12 protein-coding genes and 1 pseudogene are annotated in these 19,802 nt (G+C 71.0%); 8 read left to right on the plus strand and 5 right to left on the minus strand.

The genetic code is table 11. The features are described 5' to 3' along the window. Positions 1-156: 156 nt before the first annotated feature. The 4 genes from CEK65_RS18005 to CEK65_RS18020 all read right to left on the minus strand — a co-directional run bounded on the left by CEK65_RS18005 (position 157) and on the right by CEK65_RS18020 (position 6,563). Positions 157-1,419 carry a lipase family protein gene (locus tag CEK65_RS18005; protein WP_152182566.1) on the minus strand — a complete coding sequence of 421 codons (1,263 nt, stop codon included), beginning with the start codon at positions 1,417-1,419 and terminating at the stop codon, positions 157-159. A 598-nt stretch (positions 1,420-2,017) separates the two neighbouring features. Next, positions 2,018-2,473 (minus strand): hypothetical protein, encoded by a 456-nt coding sequence (locus CEK65_RS18010; RefSeq protein ID WP_152182567.1) that lies wholly within the window; start codon positions 2,471-2,473, stop codon positions 2,018-2,020. Between the two features lie 852 nt (positions 2,474-3,325). After that, positions 3,326-4,231, minus strand: a complete 906-nt coding sequence (locus CEK65_RS18015; protein ID WP_152182568.1) for a type II toxin-antitoxin system RelE/ParE family toxin — start codon at positions 4,229-4,231, stop codon at positions 3,326-3,328. Between the two features lie 223 nt (positions 4,232-4,454). Next, positions 4,455-6,563, minus strand: a complete 2,109-nt coding sequence (locus CEK65_RS18020; RefSeq protein WP_152182569.1) for a methyl-accepting chemotaxis protein — start codon at positions 6,561-6,563, stop codon at positions 4,455-4,457. Between the two features lie 337 nt (positions 6,564-6,900). On the opposite strand from CEK65_RS18020, the gene CEK65_RS18025 reads away from it, so the two are divergent. The 6 genes and pseudogenes from CEK65_RS18025 to CEK65_RS18050 all read left to right on the plus strand — a co-directional run. Beyond that, positions 6,901-7,446: a YdeI/OmpD-associated family protein gene (locus CEK65_RS18025; protein ID WP_152182570.1), complete on the plus strand. Its 546-nt coding sequence runs from the start codon at positions 6,901-6,903 to the stop codon at positions 7,444-7,446. Between the two features lie 96 nt (positions 7,447-7,542). Further along, positions 7,543-8,892: an MFS transporter gene (locus tag CEK65_RS18030; RefSeq protein WP_152182571.1), complete on the plus strand. Its 1,350-nt coding sequence runs from the start codon at positions 7,543-7,545 to the stop codon at positions 8,890-8,892. 169 nt (positions 8,893-9,061) lie between these two features. Then, on the plus strand, positions 9,062-9,661 hold the full coding sequence (gene folE / locus CEK65_RS18035) for a GTP cyclohydrolase I FolE (protein ID WP_017909619.1): 600 nt from the start codon (positions 9,062-9,064) through the stop codon (positions 9,659-9,661). Positions 9,662-9,692: 31 nt separating this feature from the next. Next, a complete protein-coding gene (locus CEK65_RS18040) occupies positions 9,693-11,162 on the plus strand; it encodes a DUF3375 domain-containing protein (RefSeq protein WP_152182572.1) in 1,470 nt (489 codons plus the stop codon). Then, positions 11,149-11,838 carry a DUF4194 domain-containing protein gene (locus tag CEK65_RS18045; protein WP_152182573.1) on the plus strand — a complete coding sequence of 230 codons (690 nt, stop codon included), beginning with the start codon at positions 11,149-11,151 and terminating at the stop codon, positions 11,836-11,838. The genes CEK65_RS18040 and CEK65_RS18045 overlap by 14 nt, the downstream gene beginning before the upstream one ends. 95 nt (positions 11,839-11,933) lie before the next feature. Next, positions 11,934-15,827: pseudogene (locus CEK65_RS18050) on the plus strand (SbcC/MukB-like Walker B domain-containing protein); the annotation flags it as partial. 25 nt (positions 15,828-15,852) lie between these two features. Here CEK65_RS18050 and CEK65_RS18055 read toward each other — a convergent pair. Continuing rightward, a complete protein-coding gene (locus CEK65_RS18055; protein ID WP_017912277.1) occupies positions 15,853-16,626 on the minus strand; it encodes a TSUP family transporter in 774 nt (257 codons plus the stop codon). A 96-nt stretch (positions 16,627-16,722) separates the two neighbouring features. Here CEK65_RS18055 and CEK65_RS18060 point away from each other — a divergent pair, with 96 nt between their 5' ends. Continuing rightward, positions 16,723-17,115, plus strand: coding sequence for a YchJ family metal-binding protein (locus tag CEK65_RS18060; RefSeq protein ID WP_081613356.1), 393 nt, complete (start codon positions 16,723-16,725; stop codon positions 17,113-17,115). A gap of 246 nt (positions 17,116-17,361) precedes the next feature. Then, positions 17,362-19,665 carry a lytic murein transglycosylase gene (locus CEK65_RS18065; RefSeq protein WP_226980636.1) on the plus strand — a complete coding sequence of 768 codons (2,304 nt, stop codon included), beginning with the start codon at positions 17,362-17,364 and terminating at the stop codon, positions 19,663-19,665. Positions 19,666-19,802 lie beyond the last annotated feature (137 nt).

A 19,802-nucleotide genomic window follows, 5' to 3' on the forward strand; every position in this document is an offset into this window, starting at 1 on the left:
CCGGTCATCGTCGGCCCAGCATCGGCGCCCGTATCACGCACCACTCTCATCGCACAGAAAACACTGCCACGCCTGCGCCCAGACGTGGCAGCCAGCGGGACGGACGATCGCAGGCGCCGGGGGAGGAGTGCGCCTGCGTTGTCGCCCGCCGCGACCTCAGCGGAGCGTGTCGAACAGTTGCTGGCGCACGGCGATGGTGCAGGCGTCTTCGGTGAACAGGTGTTCCAGCGCGCTGTTGTCGCTGGGCTTGCCGGTGCCCAGGTCGAGCACGGTCGCCTGGTTGCTGCCGCGCGCCTTGAACGCGGCGATGGCGGTGGTGGCGTTCTTCAGCGGCACGGTGGCGTCGTTGTCCGAGCCGCACAATAGGGTCGGGGTGCGTGGCGCCCAGTCGAGCAGGTCGTTGCGCTCCAGGTCGCGCAGGAACGGGTCGTTGGCGTTGCTGGCGAAGTCCTGGTAGAAGCCGGGCTGGAAGTACTGGCGGATCTTGTCCACGCCCGGCAGGGTGTCGCCGAGCACCAGGTCGGTCAGGCTCTGGTTGCCGGGGAACAGCTTCTCCACTTTCTTCGCCCACGGATCCTGGAACACCTGCGATGGGTCGAGGTAGAGGTTCTTGTAGGTGTGCTGCATGCCGACGATGGCGTAGCTGGCCAGGACGATGCCGAAGGTGTTCTCGCCCACCGCGTTGCGGCCGCTCCAGCTGTCGCGGAAGGTCTGGCTCAGCGCGTACGGGCCGGAGATCGGCGCGCTGGCGACCAGGTTGAACTCGTTGGACAGGTGCGCTTCGATCTCGCGCTGGGTGGCCATGGCGGCATGCCCGCCCTGCGAGAAGCCGGTCAGCATGACCTTGCCCGACAGCGGGGTGTTGAGCCGTTGCAGCACCTGGCGCGCGGCGCGCATCGCATCGATGGTGGAACTGGCCTCGGACGCGGCGTGCAGGTAGGGGTGGAATGCGTAGGTGGACTGGCCGATGCCGAGGTAGTCGCTGCTCACCACCACGTAGCCCTGGGTGGCGAGGTGGGTGACCATGGTGTCGTCACCCTTGTCGTCGCGGATCTCCTTGGCCTGCTCGGCGCGGCGCTGCGACTCGGTGCCCTGGCTGTAGCTCACCAGCGGGAACGGACCGGGGCACTGGCTGCCGCCCGGCACCAGCAGCGCCGCCGAGGCGGTGGTGGGTTCGCCATCGACGCCGATGGTGGCGTAGGTGAACTCGGCCACGCGGACGTCGCACTTGGCCTGGTCGGGGGATTGGTCGTTGGCCAGCAGCGTGGCGATTGCCTGACGGGTGTAGCTGGTCAGGACATTGCTCTTGAGCACGGTGCCGCGCGCCGGTGTCGCCGTGGCAGCGATGGGCAACAACGCGCCCGCGATGCCGATGAGGGAAAGTGCGCGCAGCGCCAGCCGATTCCGCTGTGTGGCCATGGAAACATCCTCGTGTCGAATCCCGGTCGCCCGGGGGGTGGGGGAGGGCGCAAACGCTACTATGTCGTCTGCATTATTTTTGCGACACGCCGAGATAATATTTAGCTGCGGTATTGATTCGCATCGCACCTGACGGAATTTCACGACACATCGCGTTGGAAAATGCCGAGATCCATCGATGCCGCGGCGTGCGCTGCGCCACAGTGGCGACGAGGAAAGGATGAAAGATCCGCATGGTTTCGCGCGAATCCAGCCGAATTTGGCTGTTTCGGCCGGCTGCGTGCACGTCACGGGAATTTGTCTACGCTTCTGAAGCGGACTTTTCAGAAGTCAATAATCTTGATTTCAAGATAATCGGACGGTGGCAATAGATAATCGCGCCCGATGATCCGAATATTGTCCTCCGCAACGAAACGCGTGGGCGGCGCAAGGACAGGAACAGGACAGCGTCGACGTCGTGCGCGTCACGGCGTGTCTTGTCTGTCGCCGCGCGCGGTCGCGATGGAACTCGCACCGCGGCATGAAAAAGCCGGCGGACCTTGCGGGCCGCCGGCTGCGATCGATCTTGCCGACCCGCGCGCGGGCCAGCGGAACGGGGTCAGCGCACCTGGTACAGCACGGTGGCGCCGGGCTTGGGTTCGAACGCGGGGACGGTCTGCTGTTTCAGCGGCGTGCCCTTGGCGTCCCATATCAGGGTTTCGGACGGGTATTCGTCCTTGCGGGTCATCGCATCGATCTGCTTGACGATCACGCTCGCGCCGGCGGGAACCTCTGGGTTCCAGGCGAACACGCCGAGCCTGCCGTAGAACACGGCCGGGGCGGTGGCGTCCAGGCGCCGATCGGGGCACATCACCAGGCCGCGGTCGAGCATCACCCGCAGCGCGCCCACCGGCACGGCCTTCACCGCCGGCGATGTGCGGTCGGTGCTATGGCCCGGGCAGACGTTGGCCGAGCGGGTCAGCATGTCCTCGACCACCTGCCGGTCGGACTGGGCCAGTGCGGGCAGCGCGACGGCGGCGAGGGCGAGCGTTGCGAGGGGGAATTTCCAGGGCATGTCGAGACTCCTTCAATGGAGGAAAGACGCCGGCCTTGGCGGGACCTGCAAAGCGGGGGGGCAGGCGGCCGCGGCGGCGCGGGCCGACTCTAGCAACGGTGCCGGCGGCGAATGCAAAGCGGGCGTGAGGGCGCCGGGTGGGTAGCCGCTTCGGGCGTCGGGCGCTGCGCCGCGTTCGCTCCGCGTTGCCGCAGGTCGCGGATGGAACCGCGCCGACCGTAGTGGCGCCGCTCGCTGTGTTGTCCAGCGTGCCGCCAGCGCGAAAGCGGGCAATCGCGTGGCAAGGGATTCAGTCCGATCGCAATGGAACCCCGCATGTGCCGATGGCTTCACTCGTCGCGGCTGAAGCCGCTCCCACAGGTGCGGCGTCCGCCTCGCTGGAGGATCACGGTGGGAGGGACTTCAGTCCCCACGCATTGCGCCATCCGACAGCACACCACTCCACGCGTCGCGGCTGCATGACAGTTCACTCCCACAGGTGCGGTGCCCGCCTCGTCGGAGGATTACCGTGGGAGGGACTTCAGTCCGGACCGCAAGGATGTCGGATCGGCCGACGGCTTCGCTTGTCGCGGCTGAAGCCGTTCCGCAGGGATGAAGCCTGCGTCTCCAACGAATGCTGAGCACCGCGCTGAATGCTGGCCGCTCCCTGTGGGAGGGACTTCAGTCCCGACTGCAAGAATGTCGGATCGGCCGACGGCTTCGCTCGTCGCGGCTGAAGCCGTTCCGCAGGGATGAAGCCTGCGTCTCCAACGAATGCTGACCACCGCGCTGAAGGCTCGCCGCTCCCTGTGGGAGGGACTTCAGTCCCGACTGCAGCGAGGGTGGACGCACCGATCGCCCGCTCACAGCAACTCAGCGATACGGCCCCGGCCCCCGCCAGACCAGCTCGCCCTGGTGATAGACCTGCAGCATGGTGATGACCTGGCGGGCGTCGCCGATGCTCTTCAGCTCCGGCGAGTCCGGCGGTAGGGCGCGGCACTTGCCGGAGCCGCGGGTCAGGGCGATCTCCAGCGGGCAGACCATGCGGTACTCGGTGCCGGGCAGCAGGATGAACATCTCTTTCATGCCCTGCTGCTGCCAGGTGCGCAGCTGGCTCTCGCTGCCCAGGTCGTAATAGACCAGGTAGCCGCCGACCTCCAGGCTGGGCTGGGCCGCGTCCATGTCGTGGCGGTTGCCACGGCTGCCGGGGCCGGCGGCCAGGCCGCTGTTGTCCGGGGCGGTGTCGGTGTCGAGCGCGCCGGGCGGGCGCCCGGTCCAGGTCTGCGGACGGCGCTCGGTCGGCGGCGGCGGATTGCTGTCGGTGGTCTGCGCCGGACTCGGCGCCGGGGCGTCCGCGGGCGGGGTGGGCGCCGGCGTTGCCGGACGCGGCTGCGGCGCCGGGGCGGGCGCGGGTGTGTCTGCCGCTTTCGGCGTATCGACGCGATCGGGCGGCGGCACCGGGTCGTCGGACTGGGCGACCAGGGTGGATTGCACGGTGGTGGTGGCACGCGTGCGCTTGGGCGCGGCGGACGCCGGCGGCGGGCTGGGCTTGGGCGGCAGCGGCTTCGCCGGCTTGTCGCTGTCGCCGAGGAAGTCCACGCGGATCCGGCTGCCGCCGGCCGCGCCCTGCGGCGTGGACATGGTGGGCTTGGCCGCATACAGCAGGGCGAGCGCCATCAGCACGTGCAGCAGCGCGCTGAGCAGCCAGGCGATCCAGCGCTGCCAGCGTTCGCTGCGGGTCTCGGCGGCGACGGGCGCGCGGTGCGACGCGCGGCTCATGCCGTCGCGGCGGCGTCGGGGAGGCCAGCCTTCATGCGGTTCCGGGGAGGGGGCGAACGTGGGAGGCCGCCATCGTACCGCTTGCGCCGGCAACGGCCATGGCAGCCGATGCGATGGCCGGCACCGGCCGACACCTGGCGTTCACGCGCTGGGCTGCCGGCCGACCACCGCCGCCGGCCGGCGGGACGAACCGAAGCGGCACCGCCGCCGCCGCGGCCGTCGATCAGACGTAGGCGCCGACCTTGAACACTTCCACCGCCTGGGTGAGCTGCGCCGACTGCTCCTCCAGCGAGCGCGCCGCGGTGCTGGCTTCTTCCACCAGCGCCACGTTCTGCTGGGTGGTCTCGTCCATGCGCGCGATGGTCTGGTTGACCTGGGCGATGCCGTTGGCCTGTTCGTGCGAGGCGGCGGAGATCTGGCCCATGAGATCGGTGACGTGCTGCACGCTGGCCACCACCTGGTCCATGGTGGCGCCGGCCTGGTGCACCAGCGTGGCGCCGTGGGCGACGCGCTGTACCGAGTCGTCGATCAGGGTCTTGATCTCTTTGGCGGCGCCGGCCGAACGATGTGCGAGCGTGCCGACCTCCGCGGCCACCACCGCGAACCCCTTGCCCTGTTCGCCGGCGCGTGCGGCTTCCACCGCGGCGTTGAGGGCGAGGATGTTGGTCTGGAAGGCGATGCCGTCGATCACCGCGATGATGTCGGCGATGCGCCTGGAGGCCGCCTGGATGCCGTCCATGGTCGCCACCACCTGGCCCACCACGTCGCGGCCTTCGCTGGCCACGCCGGCCGCGCCCAGCGCCAGCTGGTTGGCGCGCTGGGCGTGCTCGGCGTTCTGCTTCACCGTGGAGGTCAGTTCCTCCATCGAGGCGGCGGTCTCTTCCAGGCTGGCCGCCTGCTGCTCGCTGCGCTTGGCCAGTTCCTGGTTGCCGCTGGCGATGTCCTCGGCGGCGAAGCCGATGCTGTTGGTGGTGCGCTGGATGTGCGCGACGATGTCGGTGAGGCGGTGCACGGTGCTGTTGGCGTCGTCGCGCATGGCGGCGAACACGCCGTGGAAGTTGCCGCGCATGCGCACGGTGAGGTCGCCGTCGGCGATGCAGCGCAGCAGCGCGGAGAACTTGGCCAGGTTGGCGTCGGCGGTGGCCATCATGGTGTCGAGGTTCTCGACCATGGTGCGGAAGGCGTGCTCGAACTTCTCCGGCTGGCCGCGGTGGGCGAAGTTGCCGGCGCAGGCGGCTTCGGCCAGGGTCTGGATCTGCACGTTGATCGCGTGCAGGTTCTGCTTGACCTGCTGCATCGCCGCGGTGATCGCGGCCTTCTCGCCGGGGTAGTGGGCGATGTCCTGGCTGAGGTCGCCGATGGCGTAGCGGCCCATCACCTCGGTGATGCGCAGCTGGGTCTGCACGTGCGCATCCACCAGGGCATTGGTGTCGGCGACCATGCGCCCGTACTCGCCGGGGAAGCGCTGCGCATCCATGCGGTAGCTGATGGCGCCGGCATCGTGGCGCGCAGCCATCTCGCGCTGTGCGGAAATCACCTCGTGCAGGCGCCGCTGCATCTGCTGCATGGCGCGCAGCAACTGCCCGGCCTCGTCGCGGGTGGTGGCGGTGTCCGGGCTGCTCAGGTCGCCGGCGCCGATGCGCTCGGCCAGGCCAAGCGCCTGCCGCAGCGGCCGCACCACGCGGCGGGTCAGCAACAGCGCGATCAGCGTGCCCAGCAGCAGCGCCAGCACGGTGCAGCCGACCATCAGCAGGGCGAAGCCGCGCGCAGTGGCCATCGCTTCCTTGGCGGCCTGGCGGTTCTTGGCTTCCTGCAGGTCGATGAAGGCGTTGATGCTCGCCAGCCAGTCGACGAAGGCCGGGCGCGCCTGCTGCAGCAGCAGCGCCTGCGCCTGCACGGTGTCGCCGGCATCGCGCAGCCGCCGCACCTGCGCGATCAGCGGCATGGTGCGCGCTTCGATACCCTGGATGCGCTGCAGGATGGTTTTCTCCTGGGCGTCGCTGGAGACGGCGAGCAAGGCATCGAGCGGCTGCGCGGCGCGCGCGTAGTCTCCGGCCAGCTTGTCGATGGTCTGCTCGGTCGCCTGGCGGCTGGCCGCATCGTCCAGCAGCACCACGTCGCGCAGGGCGATGGCGCGGTCGTGCACGCTGCCGCGGAAGTTGATCGCGTAGCGCTGCTTGACGCTGTTGACTTCGTTGATCGCGGTGAGTCGCTGGTCGATGCTGTGCACGCGCTGGATGCCGACCACGGTGAGCAGGACCATCAGCACGATGATCGTGAGGAAGCCGAGCGCGAGGCGCTGGCCGATGCGCAGATTGGAAAGGGCGTGCATGGGATCGGGGGAATGGGGGGAAGGAAGAGGGATCGACGGTGGGTGACGGCGGACGGGCAGGCAGGTTGCCTGCGCCCGCGTGACGCGCGCATGGCGCGGGTCCCCCGGGCCGGCGCATGGATAGCGGCGATGGCCTGTCGAACTGAAGGGAAGGGGCGAGGGCGTCCCCTGTGCCGTATCGGGAACGTGACGTTGTGCCGGTCTGCTGCGGCGGTGGCCGCCGGGCAGGTCAGGCAGGGCGTAGCGCCTGGCGAGCGACAAGACCAGGAGCGCGTCGCGCCGCCGCCGCGCGCAGGTGCAGCATGGCACCGCGCGTGGCCGGTGCTAAGGTCCGGGCATGACCGGCGCCGCCGACCCGATCCGCTTCCAGGCGACACTGCTGCGTCCAGCCACGCCGCCGGACGCGTCCTGGTGTTTCCTGCTGCTGCCTGCGGCGGCCAGCGCCGCGCTGCCCACGCGTGGCCTGGCCAGCGTGGAGGGCCGGTTCGCCGGGCATCCGTTTCAGGCCACGCTGCAACCCGATGGGCAAGGCGGCCACTGGCTGCAGGTCGAGGAGGCGTTGCGGGCGGCCGCGGCGGTCGAGGTCGGCACCACGGCGACCCTGGAGATCGCGCCGGCGGCGGTGGAACCGGAACCCGTGCTGCCCGACGACCTGGCGCGCGCGCTGGTCGCGCATCCGCCTGCGCGTGCGGCCTGGGACACGCTGACCACGGTGGCGCGGCGCGACTGGATCTTCTGGATCGGCGCGGGCAAGCAGGCGCAGACGCGGGTCAAGCGCATCGCCAGCACTTGCGACATGCTCGCCGCGGGCAAGCGCCGGGTCTGCTGCTTCGATCGCTCGGGCATGTACAGCAAGGCCTTCGCCGCGCCGCAGGCGCAATGAGGTCATGGCGCGCACGCCTGGCGTGGCCGCCGTCGCGACAGGATCCTCGCAAGCGCCTGCCTATACTCCGTGACGTCCATCCATGAGGTCCACCGCATGAGTGCATCCACCTCTTCGTCCGCCGCCGCCGCACCGGGCAGCCTGCGCCGCTCGGTGTCCAACACGCTCAAGGGCTCGGCCGGCAACCTGGTGGAGTGGTACGACGTCTACGTTTACTCGGTATTCGCTACCTACTTCGAGTCGCAGTTCTTCTCCAAGGAGGACAAGAACGCCACCTTGTACGTGTGGGCGATCTTCGCGGTGACCTTTCTGATGCGCCCGATCGGCGCGTGGTACTTCGGCCGCTTCGCCGACCGCTACGGCCGCCGCCTGGCGCTGACGGTGTCGGTGTCGGTGATGGCCGCCTGCTCGTTCCTGATCGCGGTGACGCCCACCGTCGCCAGCATCGGTGGCGCTGCGGCGGTGGTGCTGCTGCTGGCGCGCCTGCTGCAGGGTTTCGCCACCGGCGGCGAGTACGGCACCAGCGCCACTTACATGTCGGAGGCGGCGATTCCCGGGCGGCGCGGCTTCCTGTCCTCCTTCCACTACGTCACCCTGGTCGGCGGCCACGTGCTGGCGCAGGCGGTGCTGTTCGGGATGCTGCACTTCTTCGACAAGGGCCAGATTTCCGAATGGGGCTGGCGCGTGGCCTTCGGCCTGGGCGGCATCGGCGCGCTGGTGGTGTTCTGGCTGCGGCGCACGATGGACGAGTCGCTGACCTCCGAGTCCATCGCCGCGGCCAAGCAGGGCAAGGACAGGTCCTCCGGCTCGCTGCGCGAGCTGTTCGTGCACCAGTGGCGCCCGCTGCTGCTGTGCTTCCTGATCACCGCCGGCGGCACCGTGGCGTTCTACACCTACTCGGTGACCGGGCCGAAGATGATCCAGACCGCCTTCGCCGGCGACGACGTCATGGCCGGCACCATCATCAACCTGGCCGCGCTGATCGTGCTGATGCTGATGCAGCCGATCGGCGGCTGGCTGTCGGACCTGATCGGGCGCAAGACCCTGCTGGTGTTCTTCGGCATCGGCGGCGTGCTCTACACCTGGTTCCTGGTGCTGGAGCTGCCCAGGCAGAGCGACTGGCTGAGCGCGTTCGCGATCCTCACCGCGGGCTTCGTCATCCTCACTGGCTACACCTCGATCAACGCGGTGGTGAAGGCCGAGCTGTTCCCCACCCACATCCGCGCGCTGGGCGTGGGCCTGGGCTATGCGCTGGCCAATTCGGCCTTCGGCGGCACCGCGCCGCTGCTGTACCAGGCCTCGCTGAAGACCGGCCACGTCACCACCTTCGTCTGGTACGCCACGGCGGTGATCGCGGTGTCGCTGCTGGTGTACGTGTTCTTCCTGACCAACAAGGGCAGCAACTGGCTGGACCACGAAGGCGAGATGCACGCGCGCCGGCGCTGACCGGCGCGGTGGCGGCCCCGGCGGCGCACGCGCCGCCCGCGCGCGGAGCAGGCGGACGCTGAACGGCGCACCCGGTATCGGCCGGGTCGCCCCGCCGCGCGGAGGCCGCGCATGCGGCGGCTGCCAGGCGACTCGGGTACCATGCAGCCCCCTTACGGGCGTTCCCCCCATGGCCGATTCCGACAACAGCTCCACTCCCCCGGTGACCCAGGCGCAGGCCGAAGACGCGGTGCGCACCCTGCTGCGCTGGGCCGGCGAAGACCCGACCCGCGAGGGCCTGCTGGACACCCCGCGGCGCGTGGCCGAGGCCTATGGCGACTGGTTCAGCGGCTACCGCGCCGACCCGCGCGAGTACCTGCTGCGCACCTTCGAGGAAGTGGCCGGCTACGACGAGCTGATCGTGCTGCGCGACATCGAGTACGAAAGCCACTGCGAACACCACATGGCGCCGATCATCGGCAAGGTCCACGTCGGCTACCTGCCGCGCGGCAAGGTGGTGGGCATCAGCAAGCTGGCGCGCGTGGTCGAGGCCTATGCGCGGCGCTTCCAGGTGCAGGAGAAGATGACCGCGCAGATCGCCCAGTGCATCCAGGACGTGCTGCAGCCGCTGGGCGTGGGCGTGGTGGTGGAAGGCGCGCACGAGTGCATGACCACCCGCGGCATCCACAAGCGCGGCGTCAGCATGGTCACCTCGAAGATGCTCGGCACCTTCCGCGAGGACGCGCGCACCCGCGCCGAGTTCCTGCGCTTCATCGAGCGCGTGCGCTGAGTCTGCGGATGCGGTGGCGGTCGGTTCCTGCATGAAGCCGCATGTCCGGATCGCCGGCTATCGCCAGTTGCGCGAACAGCCGTTGTGGAAGCTGCTTGCCGCCGACCATGCCCCCGAGCTGATCGGCCTGCTGCAGACCCTGCTTGGCGACGCCCAGCGGCGGTTGCCGGCCGATGTGCTGCACGAGCGCCTGCAGCGCCAGCTCGATGCGCTGAAGGACGACGAGCTGTCGCGCGAACTGCCGCGCACCGCGCAGGCCTACGTGGCGCACTGGCTGGCGCAGGGCTGGCTGGAGCGGCGCCTGCCCGAAGGCGACGCGCAGGAAGAATACGAACTGTCGCGGCAGGCGGCGCAGGCCATCCGCTTCATCGCCGGCGTGCGCGACAGCGCCAGCGTGGCCACCGAGAGCCGGCTGTCGCTGGTGATCCAGCAGCTGGTGCAACTGGCCGGGCAGACCGAGACCGATCCGGACGCGCGCCTGGCCGCGCTGCGCGCCGAGCGCGAGCGCCTGGACGCGGAAATCGAACGCGTGGCCGCCGGCAAGCTGGCCGCGCTGGACGGCAAGCGCGCGCTCGAACGTACCCGCGACATCATCCGCCTGTCCGACGACCTGACCGAGGATTTCCGCCGGGTCCGCGACGATTTCGAGCGGCTCAACCGCGAGTTCCGCGAGCGCATCATCGACGACGAGGGCGCGCGCGGCGACGTGCTGGAGAAGCTGTTCGCCGGCATCGACGTGATCGGCGAGAGCGAGGCCGGGCGCAGTTTCCAGGCGTTCTGGAGCCTGCTCAACGACGCCGAGCAGAGCGTGCAGCTGGATGCGGCGCTGGAGGCGCTGCTGGCGCGCGGCTTCGCCCGCCGCCTGGACCGCCACGAACGCGCCTTCCTGCGCGGGCTCACCGGCACCCTGCTCGAACGCGGCGGCCAGGTGCACGAGGTGATGCAGCATTTCGCGCGTAGCCTGCGCGGGTTCGTGCAGAGCCGCGGCTACCTGGAACAGCGCCGGCTCAACCAGCTGCTGAAGCAGGCTCAGGGCGAGGCGCTGCAGTTGCGCGACCAGCTGCATGCCACCGCGGCCACCGGCTACGTGCTGCCGCTGAGCAGCGCGCGGCTGCGCTCGCCATCGCAGTGGCGCCTGCACGACCCGCGCAGCCAGCTGGTGGACGGGCGGGTGCAGGCGGCCGAGGCGGCGACGATCTCGCTGGACAGCGTCGGCGACCTGGTGGCGCAGTCGGAGATCGACCTGCGCGGCCTGCGCAACGACCTGCACGACCTGCTCGGCCACCAGCCGCAACTGAGCATCGGCGAGGCGCTGCGGCAGCGCCCGGCGGCGCAGGGCCTGGGCAGCGTGATCGGCTACCTGGCGCTGGGCACCCGCCATGGCGTCGTGGTCGACGGCGAATGGGAAGCGGTGCAATGGGAGGGCGGCGACGGCCAGGTCCGGCGCGCGCGCATCCCGCTGGTGTGGTTCACCAAGGAAAAACGCAATGAGCTGGTCTGACGAATTCCATGTCCACGACGCCGATGCCGGCGATGTCGCCGCGGCCGCCGCCACGTCCGCTGCGGCCGATGGCGGCACCGCGCTGTTCGCCGGCGACAGCGGCAGCCTGCCGCTGGAGGCGCGGCGCGCGCTGTGCCAGTTGCTGTCCGGCCCCAGCGTCGATGCCTACCGGCACGGCCCGCTGTGGCAGGCATTGCTGCGCCACGAGGCCGCGGTCCGCCGCGTGCTGAGCGAGCTGTTCCTGGAACTGGTGCTGGACCGCGATGGCGGCGTGGCGTTCGCGCGCCAGGCTGATACCGGCGAGCTGGAGACCCCGGCGTTGCTGCGCACCGCGCCGCTGACCTTCATCGAGTCGGTGCTGCTGCTGTTCCTGCGCCAGCAACTGGCCGAGGCCGACACCCGTGGCGAGCGCGCGGTGGTCGACGAGGCGCAGCTGCTGGAAGTGCTGTCGGTGTACGAGAAGAACGTGTCCACCGACCGCGCCGGCTTCGCCCGGCGGGTGCTGGCGGCGATCGCCAAGATGCGCGACAACCACATGCTGTCCAAGCTGCGCGGCAGCGAGGACCGCTACGAAGTCTCGCCGGCGCTGAAGCTGCTGTTCTCGGCCGAGGACGTGCAGGCGCTGTCGGCGGCCTATCGCGGCCTGCGCGAGGGCGCGGCCGAGGCGGCGCCGTGACCGGCCCGCGCCCGCACGTCGCGCACGCCTAGCGCCTGCTTTGCACCGTGCGCCGGCCGCCGTGGCGGCCGTCCCCGTTTTCCGATGAGTTCCCGATGACGTCCCTGTCCGAATCGTCCACCGTCCCCGTCGCCCCGTCCCTGTTCGCCGAGACCCTGGCCGAGCAGCGCGCGCAGCAGTACCGCATGCGCCGCCTGCAGGTGCACAACTGGGGCACCTTCAACGGCCTGACCGACGTGCCGATCGCCGAGAAGGGCTTCCTGTTCGTCGGTCGCTCCGGTTCGGGCAAGTCGACCCTGCTCGATGCGATGTCGGCGCTGCTGACCCCGCCGAGCATCGTCGATTTCAACGCCGCCGCGCGCGAGGCCGAGCGCAGCGGTCGCGACCGCAGCCTGGTGTCCTACGTGCGCGGCGCCTGGGCCGACCAGCAGGACAGCGCCTCCGGCGAGATCGCCACCCAGTACCTGCGCAAGGGCGCGACCTGGTCTGCGCTGGCGCTGGAGTACCGCAACGCGCAGGGTCAGGCGGTGAGCCTGGTGCGGCTGTTCTGGATCGCCGGCAGCGGCACCGCCGCGGCCGACGTGCGCAAGCACTACATGGTGGTGCCGCGCGGCTTCGACGTGGCCGCCGAACTGGACGGCTTCGACCTGGACCTGCGCCGGCTCAAGCTGCGCCTGGGCGAGGACGTGCACCACTTTGACAGCTTCGCCGGCTACGCCGAGCGTTTCCGCCACCTGCTCGGCATCGGCAACGAGATGGCGCTGCGGCTGCTGCACAAGACCCAGTCGGCGAAGAACTTGGGCGATCTCAACGCCTTCCTGCGCAGCTTCATGCTCGACGAGCCGCGCACCTTCGAGGCCGCCGACCGCCTGGTCGAGGACTTCGCCGAACTCGACGGCGCCCACCACGCGGTGGTGACCGCGCGGCGCCAGGTGGAAACCCTGACCCCGGCGCGCGACTACCACGCCGAACTGCTGGCGCTGCGCCACAGCGTCGGCGAGCTGCGCGAACTGCAGCTGGGCATCGACGGCTACCGCGAGCAGCGCCGCCTGGCCCTGCTCGATGCACGCCTGCAGGAACTGGACACCCAGGACCGCGGCCTGGCCGGCGAGGAAGGGCAGCGCCGCGAAGCGCTGGACAACCACGAACAGACCCTGGCCGAGCTGGAGACCCAGCAGCGCGCGCAGGGCGGCGAACAGGTCGAGGCGCTGGAGCGCGAACGCGGCCGCGTCGAGCGCGAGCGCGACGAGCGCATGCGCCGCCGCAGTCAGGTCGAACAGGCCTGCCGCCAGCTCGGCATGGGCCTGGCCGGCAGCGCCAGCGGCTTTGCCGAGCAGGTGGCGCAGGCGCGCGCGCTGCGCGACGGCGTCGCCGGCGAGGCCAGCAGCCTGGACGAGGCGATCGCCGAGCGCATGGCCGAGCGCCGCGAGGACGAACGCCGCTTCGCGGTCATCCGCACCGAGATCGAGGCGCTGCTGAAGGCGCCCTCGAGCATTCCTGCGCCGATGCAGGCGCTGCGCGCGCGGCTGTGCGCCGAGACCGGCCTGTCCGAAGCCGCCCTGCCGTTCGTCGGCGAGCTGGTGCAGGTGGACGCCGACCAGGCCGCCTGGCGCGGCGCGATCGAGCGCGTGCTGCATGGCTTCGCGCAGTCGCTGCTGGTCGACGAGCGCCACTACTCCAGCGTCGCCGACTGGGTCAACAAGACCCAGCTCGGCACCCGTCTGGTGTACTTCCGCGTGCGCCACAACGCGCCGCTGCAGCAGCGCGAGCCTGATGCCAAGTCGCTGCTGCGCAAGCTGGAACTGCGCGACCATGCCTATGCGCCGTGGCTGCGCCAGGAACTGGCGCGGCGTTTCGACTACACCTGCGTCGATACCGTGGCGCAATTGCGCGATGCCGAGCGTGCGATCACCCGCGAGGGCCAGGTCAAGCATCCGGGCGACCGCTACGAGAAGGACGACCGCCACGCGGTCGGCGACCGCAAGCGCTGGCTGCTCGGCTACGACAACCGCGACAAGCTCAAGGTCTTCGAGCGCGAGGGGCAGACCCTGGCGCAGCGCATCGCCGCCTGCGACGCCGACGTCGCCGCCCTGCGCAAGCAGCGCGAACAGGACCAGGGCCGGCAACTGGCCGCGCACACCCTGGCCGAGCGCGAGTGGGACGAGATCGACGTGGCGCCCAAGCTGCAGCGCCTGAGCGACATCGCCGAGCAGTTGCTGCAGTTGCGCGAGGGCGACACCGCGCTGCGCGCGCTGGGCGAGCAGATCGCCACCGTCCGCGCGCGCCGCGACCAGGCGCGCCGCACCTACGAGGACGTGCGCCTGGAGCGCGCGCAGGTGAGCCGCGAGCGCGCGCGCCTGGAAGCGCAGCGCGAGACCTGCGCCGCACGCGTGGCCACCGCGGTGATCGGCCCGGCGCAGGTCGCAGGGCTGGACGCGCGCCTGGCCGCGCTGCCGCCGCTGAGCCTGGACAACCTGGAAGCGCATCTGCGCAGCGTCGAGCGCGGGCTCGGCGAACAGCTGGCGCAGAGCCAGGCGCAGGACGCGCGGCTGAGCCAGCAGGTGCTGGACTGCTTCCGCCGCTACTGCCAGCAGTGGCCGGAGGACAGCGGCGACTTCACCGTCAGCCTGGCCAGCGCCGACGACTTCCTGGCGCGCCTGCAGCGCCTGGAGAGCGACGGCCTGCCGCGCCACGAAGGGCGCTTCTTCGACCTGCTGCAGACCCAGAGCAAGAACAATCTGCTGGCCCTGCAGCGCTACACCGCCGAAGCGCACAAGGCGATCAAGCAGCGCATGGACGAGGTCAACGCCAGCCTGGAGCAGGTGCCGTTCAACCGCGGCACCCTGCTGACCATCGAAGTCAGCGACCGGCGCCTGCTCGAGGTGCAGGAGTTCCAGCAGCAGTTGCGCGCCGTGCTCGGCCATCAGCAGACCGAGGATCGTGCCCTGGCCGAGGCGCAGTTCGCCATGCTGCGCGGGCTGGTGCAGCGGCTCGGCGCGCAGGAGCCGGAGCTGCGGCGCTGGCGCGAGCAGGTGCTGGATGTGCGCCAGCACGTGGAATTCGTCGGCGTGGAACTGGATGCCGACAGCCGCGCGCAGGTGGAGATCTATCGCAGCGGCGCCGGCAAGTCCGGCGGCCAGCGCCAGAAGCTGGCCACCACCTGCCTGGCCGCGGCGCTGCGCTACCAGCTCGGCGGCGAAGACGGCGAACTGCCGCGCTATGCCGCAGTGGTGCTGGACGAGGCCTTCGACAAGGCCGACAACGAGTTCACCGCGCTGGCGATGAACATCTTCGAGAACTTCGGTTTCCAGATGGTGGTGGCCACGCCGCTGAAGTCGGTGATGACGCTGGAGCCGTTCATCGGCGGCGCCTGCTTCGTCGAGATCAGCGGCCGCCACAACTCCGGCGTGCTGCTGATCGAATACGACGAGCAGGCGCATCGGCTGAAGCTGCCCGAGCGCAGCCGCAACGAGGCGGCGACGCCTGCGGTGGAATCCGGGGCGGCGGTGGGCCAGGTTGGCCCCGATCTGCCGCCGCCGCCCGCGGACGCAGCGGCCACCATCGCCGAGCCCGGCGCAGCGACTGTGGCAGACACCGTTGCCATGCCGGCGCGTGCCTCCGCCAAGGCGCGCGATGGCCGCGGCAATGGCGCCAAGTCGACCCTGCGCAAGGCGTCGCCAGCGGCGCCGGGCAAACGCGCCGGCACGCGTGCCGCGCCGTCCTCGGCCAAGGCCAGCTCGGCGAAGGCGCCACGCACGTCCACCGCGGCTGCGGCAGCTGCGTCCGCGGCAACGCGGCCAGCCGCGCGGTCGGCGTCGGCGAAGCCGGTGAAAGCAGGCACAGGCAGCAAACCTGCGAAGCCGGCCAAGGCTGCAGCAGCCAAGACGCCGCCTGCGAGCGGCAAGCGCCGCGGCCACTGAGCGGCACTTGCGGTCGCGCGTGCCGATCGGCCGCGCGCTGCACCATCGTTGGGAGGGATGGCACGCGGCAACCACACGGTGCCGCGCACTACGCTCAGTGCAGCAGATCCCAGCCCATCTTGCCGATCAGCACCACCACCAGCACCAGGAACAACTGCCGGATCAGCGGCGTGCCGCCGCGCAGCGCCAGCCGGGTGCCGGTCACCGCGCCGGCCACGTTGGCCACGGCCATCGGCACCGCCGCGGCCAGCAGGATCTTGCCGCTGGGCACGAAGAAGCACAGCGCGGCCAGGTTGGTGGCCAGGTTCACCACTTTCGAGGCGGCCGAGGCGCGCAGGAAATCCAGGCCGAAGAAGCGGATGAACAGGAAGATCAGGAAGCTGCCGGTGCCCGGGCCGAAGAAGCCGTCGTAGAAGCCGATCGCCGCGCCGATCGCCAGCGCGATGGCCAGTTCGCGGCGGCCGATGTGGCGCGGCCGGTGCAGCGCGCCGAAGTCCTTCTTGACCAGCGTGTAGCCCAGCATCGCGATCAGCAGCACCAGGATCAGCGGGCGCACCGCCTGTTTCGGCAGCAGGCTCACCGCCGTGGCGCCGAGGAAGGCGAACACGAACGCGGCGGCGGTCGCATACAGCACCGGCCGCCACGGCAGGCGCACGTGGCGCGCATAGCGCCAGGCGGCGGTGCCGGTGCCGGCCATGGAACTGAACTTGTTGGTGCCGAGGATCACGGCGGGCGCCTGTTGCGGCAAGGTCGCGAACAGCCCGGGCAACTGGATCAGGCCGCCGCCGCCCACCGCCGCGTCCACCAGCCCGGCGACGAAGGCGATGCACAGCAGCCAGGGCAGTTCGGTGGGGATCGACTCGAGCACGCCGGCGCTCCGCGCAAGGGGCCGCAAGCATAGCCGCCACCGGCCGCGACGCGTGCGCAGCGTGCGCCGTGTCGCCGCAGCCGGCACAATCGGCACATGTCTCCGTCCGCCCCGCGCCTTGCCGATCCCTGCCCCTGCGGCCGTCCGCGCGAGTACGCGCAGTGCTGCGGGCCGTACCACGCCGGCACCCCTGCGCCGGATGCCGAATCCTTGATGCGCTCCCGCTACAGCGCCTACGTGCGCCAGGACGCCGATTACCTGCGCGCGAGCTGGCATCCGTCGACCTGCCCGCCGCAGGTGGAGATCGATCCGCGCACGGCGTGGCTCGGCCTCACCGTGCAGCGCGTGCTGCAGACCGGCGCCGACAGCGCCGAGGTCGCCTTCCTGGCGCGCTATCGCATCGGCGGCGGCAGCGCCGTGCGCATGACCGAGCACAGCCGCTTCGTGCGCGAGGATGGGCGCTGGTACTACCTCGACGCGCTGGACTGAGCGTCGCGCGTCGCGCCGCCGTTCGTTGGCGGGGCAAGCGTTGGCCCTCTTGCGCTTCGAACGGAATGCCGCAGCGGCCCGAACGCCATGCGTGTCGCGGCCGCGGCATCGTGCCGCGCGATCCGCCAACCAGGCCACGCTCGGAACGCGCTGCCGGTCGCGTGCCTGCCGCCCGCGTCGCGTGAGCGGAGCGCACACGCGGCGGTTGTTTATGATGTCGGCCCTGCCGTCGGCGAGGATGTTGCGATGATGCGTTTGGCCTGGATCCTGCTGCTGGCGGCCCCGTGCGCGCTCGCGCAGACCCCGCCCGCGGCGGCGCCGTCCACGCCCGATCCGGCCTTCGCCAGCTGCGTGGCCGGCCTGCGCCCGGCCGCGGCCAAGGCGGGTGTCGCCGAGGCGTCGTTCGATCGCTTCACCGCCGGTCTGCAGCCGGACCCGAGCGTGCTGCCGCTGCTCGACGCCCAGCCCGAGTTCACCACGCCGATCTGGGACTACCTGGCCGGCCTGGTCGACAGCCAGCGCATCGACGATGGTCGCGCCATGCTCGCCGCGCATCGCGACCTGCTCGCGCAGGTGGCGCAGCAGTACGGTGTCGACCCGGAGACGGTGGTCGCGGTGTGGGGCGTGGAGAGCGACTACGGCCGCATCTCCGGCAAGCGCCCGCTGCTGGTGTCGCTGCTGACCCTGTCCTGCGAAGGCCGCCGCCAGCCGTTCTTCCGCAGCGAGCTGTTCGCGCTGCTGAAGCTGCTGCAGGCCGGCGACCTGCGCCCCGAGGGCCTGACCGGGTCCTGGGCCGGCGCCTTCGGCCATACCCAGTTCATGCCCAGCACCTACGCCCGCGTCGCCGTGGACGGTGATGGCGACGGCCGCCGCGACCTGGTCGCCAGCATTCCCGATGCGCTGGCCTCCACCGCCAACTATCTCAAGCTCGCCGGCTGGCAGAGCGGCCAGCCGTGGGGGCTGGAGGTGAAGCTGCCGGCGGGCTTCGACCCGGCGCTGGCCGGGCGCACCCAGCGCCGGCCGTTGTCGGACTGGCGCGCGCGCGGCCTCATCGCCGCCGACGGCAGCGCGCTGCCTGCACTGGCCGCGCAGACCCCAGCAGCGGTGCTGATCCCGGCCGGCGTGCACGGCCCGGCGTTCCTGGTGTTCCGCAACTACGACGCGATCTACGCCTACAACGCCGCCGAAAGCTATGCGCTGGCGATCGCGCTGCTGTCCGACCGGCTGCGCGGCAAGCCCGGGCTGGTCGCGGCCTGGCCGACCGACGATCCGGGCCTGGGCCGCCCCGAGCGGCGCGAATTGCAGACCCTGCTGCTGGCGCGCGGCCACGCCATCGGCCAGGCCGACGGCACCATCGGCACCGCCACCCGCCGTGCGATCCAGGCCGAGCAGCAACGCCTGGGCCTGCAGCCGGCCGACGGTCGCGCCGGGCAACGCATCCTCGATGCGCTGCGCCGCGAGGCCGGCAGCGCGCCTGCGACACCCGCGCCGACACCGGCCACGCCGCCGCAATCGCCTGCACCGGCATCGTCGCCAGCGCCAGCGCCCGCACCCGCACCGGCACCTACACCTACACCTACACCTACAAAGACGCAGTTCGGCGGCACCCCGCCCACCGCATTCCGGCTGCCGGCCGCTTACCCAGCCTTCGCCCACTCCCCCGCGCCACGGAGCATCCACCCCATGTCCGACGTCCCCGGCCTGAGCACAGGCGATTTCCACGGCTATCACTCGCTGCTGGTGGAGACCCCGCAGTCCACCGCCGCGATCAGCCTGTTCGGCGGCCAGGTGCTGTCGTTCGTGCCCAAGGGCGGCACCGACGCGCTGTGGCTGTCGCCGGACGCGCAGCCCACGCCGACCCCGATCCGCGGCGGCACCCCGGTGTGCTGGCCGTACTTCGGCCGCCAGGGCCAGAGCGACGCCGTGCCCGCGCACGGCTTCGTGCGCACCGTACCCTGGCAACTGAAGGACGCGCGGCGCGAGGCCGACGGCACGCTGGTCCTGACCCTGGCGCCGCCCGACTTCGACGACCTGCCGCTGCGCCTGCGCATGCAGTTGCGCATCGGCGCCACCCTGGAGCAGCGCCTGGTCACCGACAACGTCGGCACCGCGCCCGCCCGCTTCACCCAGGCCCTGCACAACTACTTCCGTGTCGCCGACGCCACCCAGGTGCGGGTGCAGGGCCTGGACGGCCTGGACTACCTGGACAAGTTCGAGAACTACGCCACACCGCATCGCCAGCACGGCGACTGGAGCCTGCAGGATCCGCGCGACCCCGGCCGCAGCGACCGCATCTACACCGGCGCCGGCGGCCGCTACACCCTGCTGGACCCGGGCCTGCAGCGCCGCATCGAGATCGCCACCACCGGCAGCCGCACGCTGGTGGCCTGGAACCCGGGCGAGGCCGGCGCACAGAAGATGGCCGACGTCGGCCCGCACTGGCGCCAGTTCGTGTGCCTGGAAGCGGCCAACGCCGGACCCGAGGTGATCGAACTGGCCCCGGGCGCCCAGCACGTGCTGCAGCAGACGATCTCTGTCGCGGCGTTGTGACCCCGGCCGAGTGACCGCGGCCGGACGGCGGCACCACCTGCTGCGGCCCGGCAGTCGGCATTGGTGACGGTCCGGCCGTGACTGCTGCGCCGCCGCGCCTTGGTGGCATGAGTGGCGCCGCTGCCTCCGCCGGACCC

Source organism: Xanthomonas sp. LMG 12459, assembly GCF_009192905.1.
Lineage (GTDB): Bacteria > Pseudomonadota > Gammaproteobacteria > Xanthomonadales > Xanthomonadaceae > Xanthomonas_A > Xanthomonas_A sontii.

Excerpts from the sequence above, each read along its gene's own strand:
- CEK65_RS18060 (WP_081613356.1), top strand. The coding sequence starts at position 16,723 with ATGTCTCCGTCCGCCCCGCGCCTTGCCGATCCCTGCCCCTGCGGCCGT.
- CEK65_RS18015 (WP_152182568.1), bottom strand. The coding sequence starts at position 4,231 with ATGAGCCGCGCGTCGCACCGCGCGCCCGTCGCCGCCGAGACCCGCAGC.
- CEK65_RS18010 (WP_152182567.1), bottom strand. The coding sequence starts at position 2,473 with ATGCCCTGGAAATTCCCCCTCGCAACGCTCGCCCTCGCCGCCGTCGCG.
- CEK65_RS18045 (WP_152182573.1), top strand. The coding sequence starts at position 11,149 with ATGAGCTGGTCTGACGAATTCCATGTCCACGACGCCGATGCCGGCGAT.
- CEK65_RS18005 (WP_152182566.1), bottom strand. The coding sequence starts at position 1,419 with ATGGCCACACAGCGGAATCGGCTGGCGCTGCGCGCACTTTCCCTCATC.
- CEK65_RS18040 (WP_152182572.1), top strand. The coding sequence starts at position 9,693 with ATGAAGCCGCATGTCCGGATCGCCGGCTATCGCCAGTTGCGCGAACAG.
- CEK65_RS18065 (WP_226980636.1), top strand. The coding sequence starts at position 17,362 with ATGATGCGTTTGGCCTGGATCCTGCTGCTGGCGGCCCCGTGCGCGCTC.
- CEK65_RS18025 (WP_152182570.1), top strand. The coding sequence starts at position 6,901 with ATGACCGGCGCCGCCGACCCGATCCGCTTCCAGGCGACACTGCTGCGT.
- CEK65_RS18030 (WP_152182571.1), top strand. The coding sequence starts at position 7,543 with ATGAGTGCATCCACCTCTTCGTCCGCCGCCGCCGCACCGGGCAGCCTG.
- CEK65_RS18020 (WP_152182569.1), bottom strand. The coding sequence starts at position 6,563 with ATGCACGCCCTTTCCAATCTGCGCATCGGCCAGCGCCTCGCGCTCGGC.
- folE (WP_017909619.1), top strand. The coding sequence starts at position 9,062 with ATGGCCGATTCCGACAACAGCTCCACTCCCCCGGTGACCCAGGCGCAG.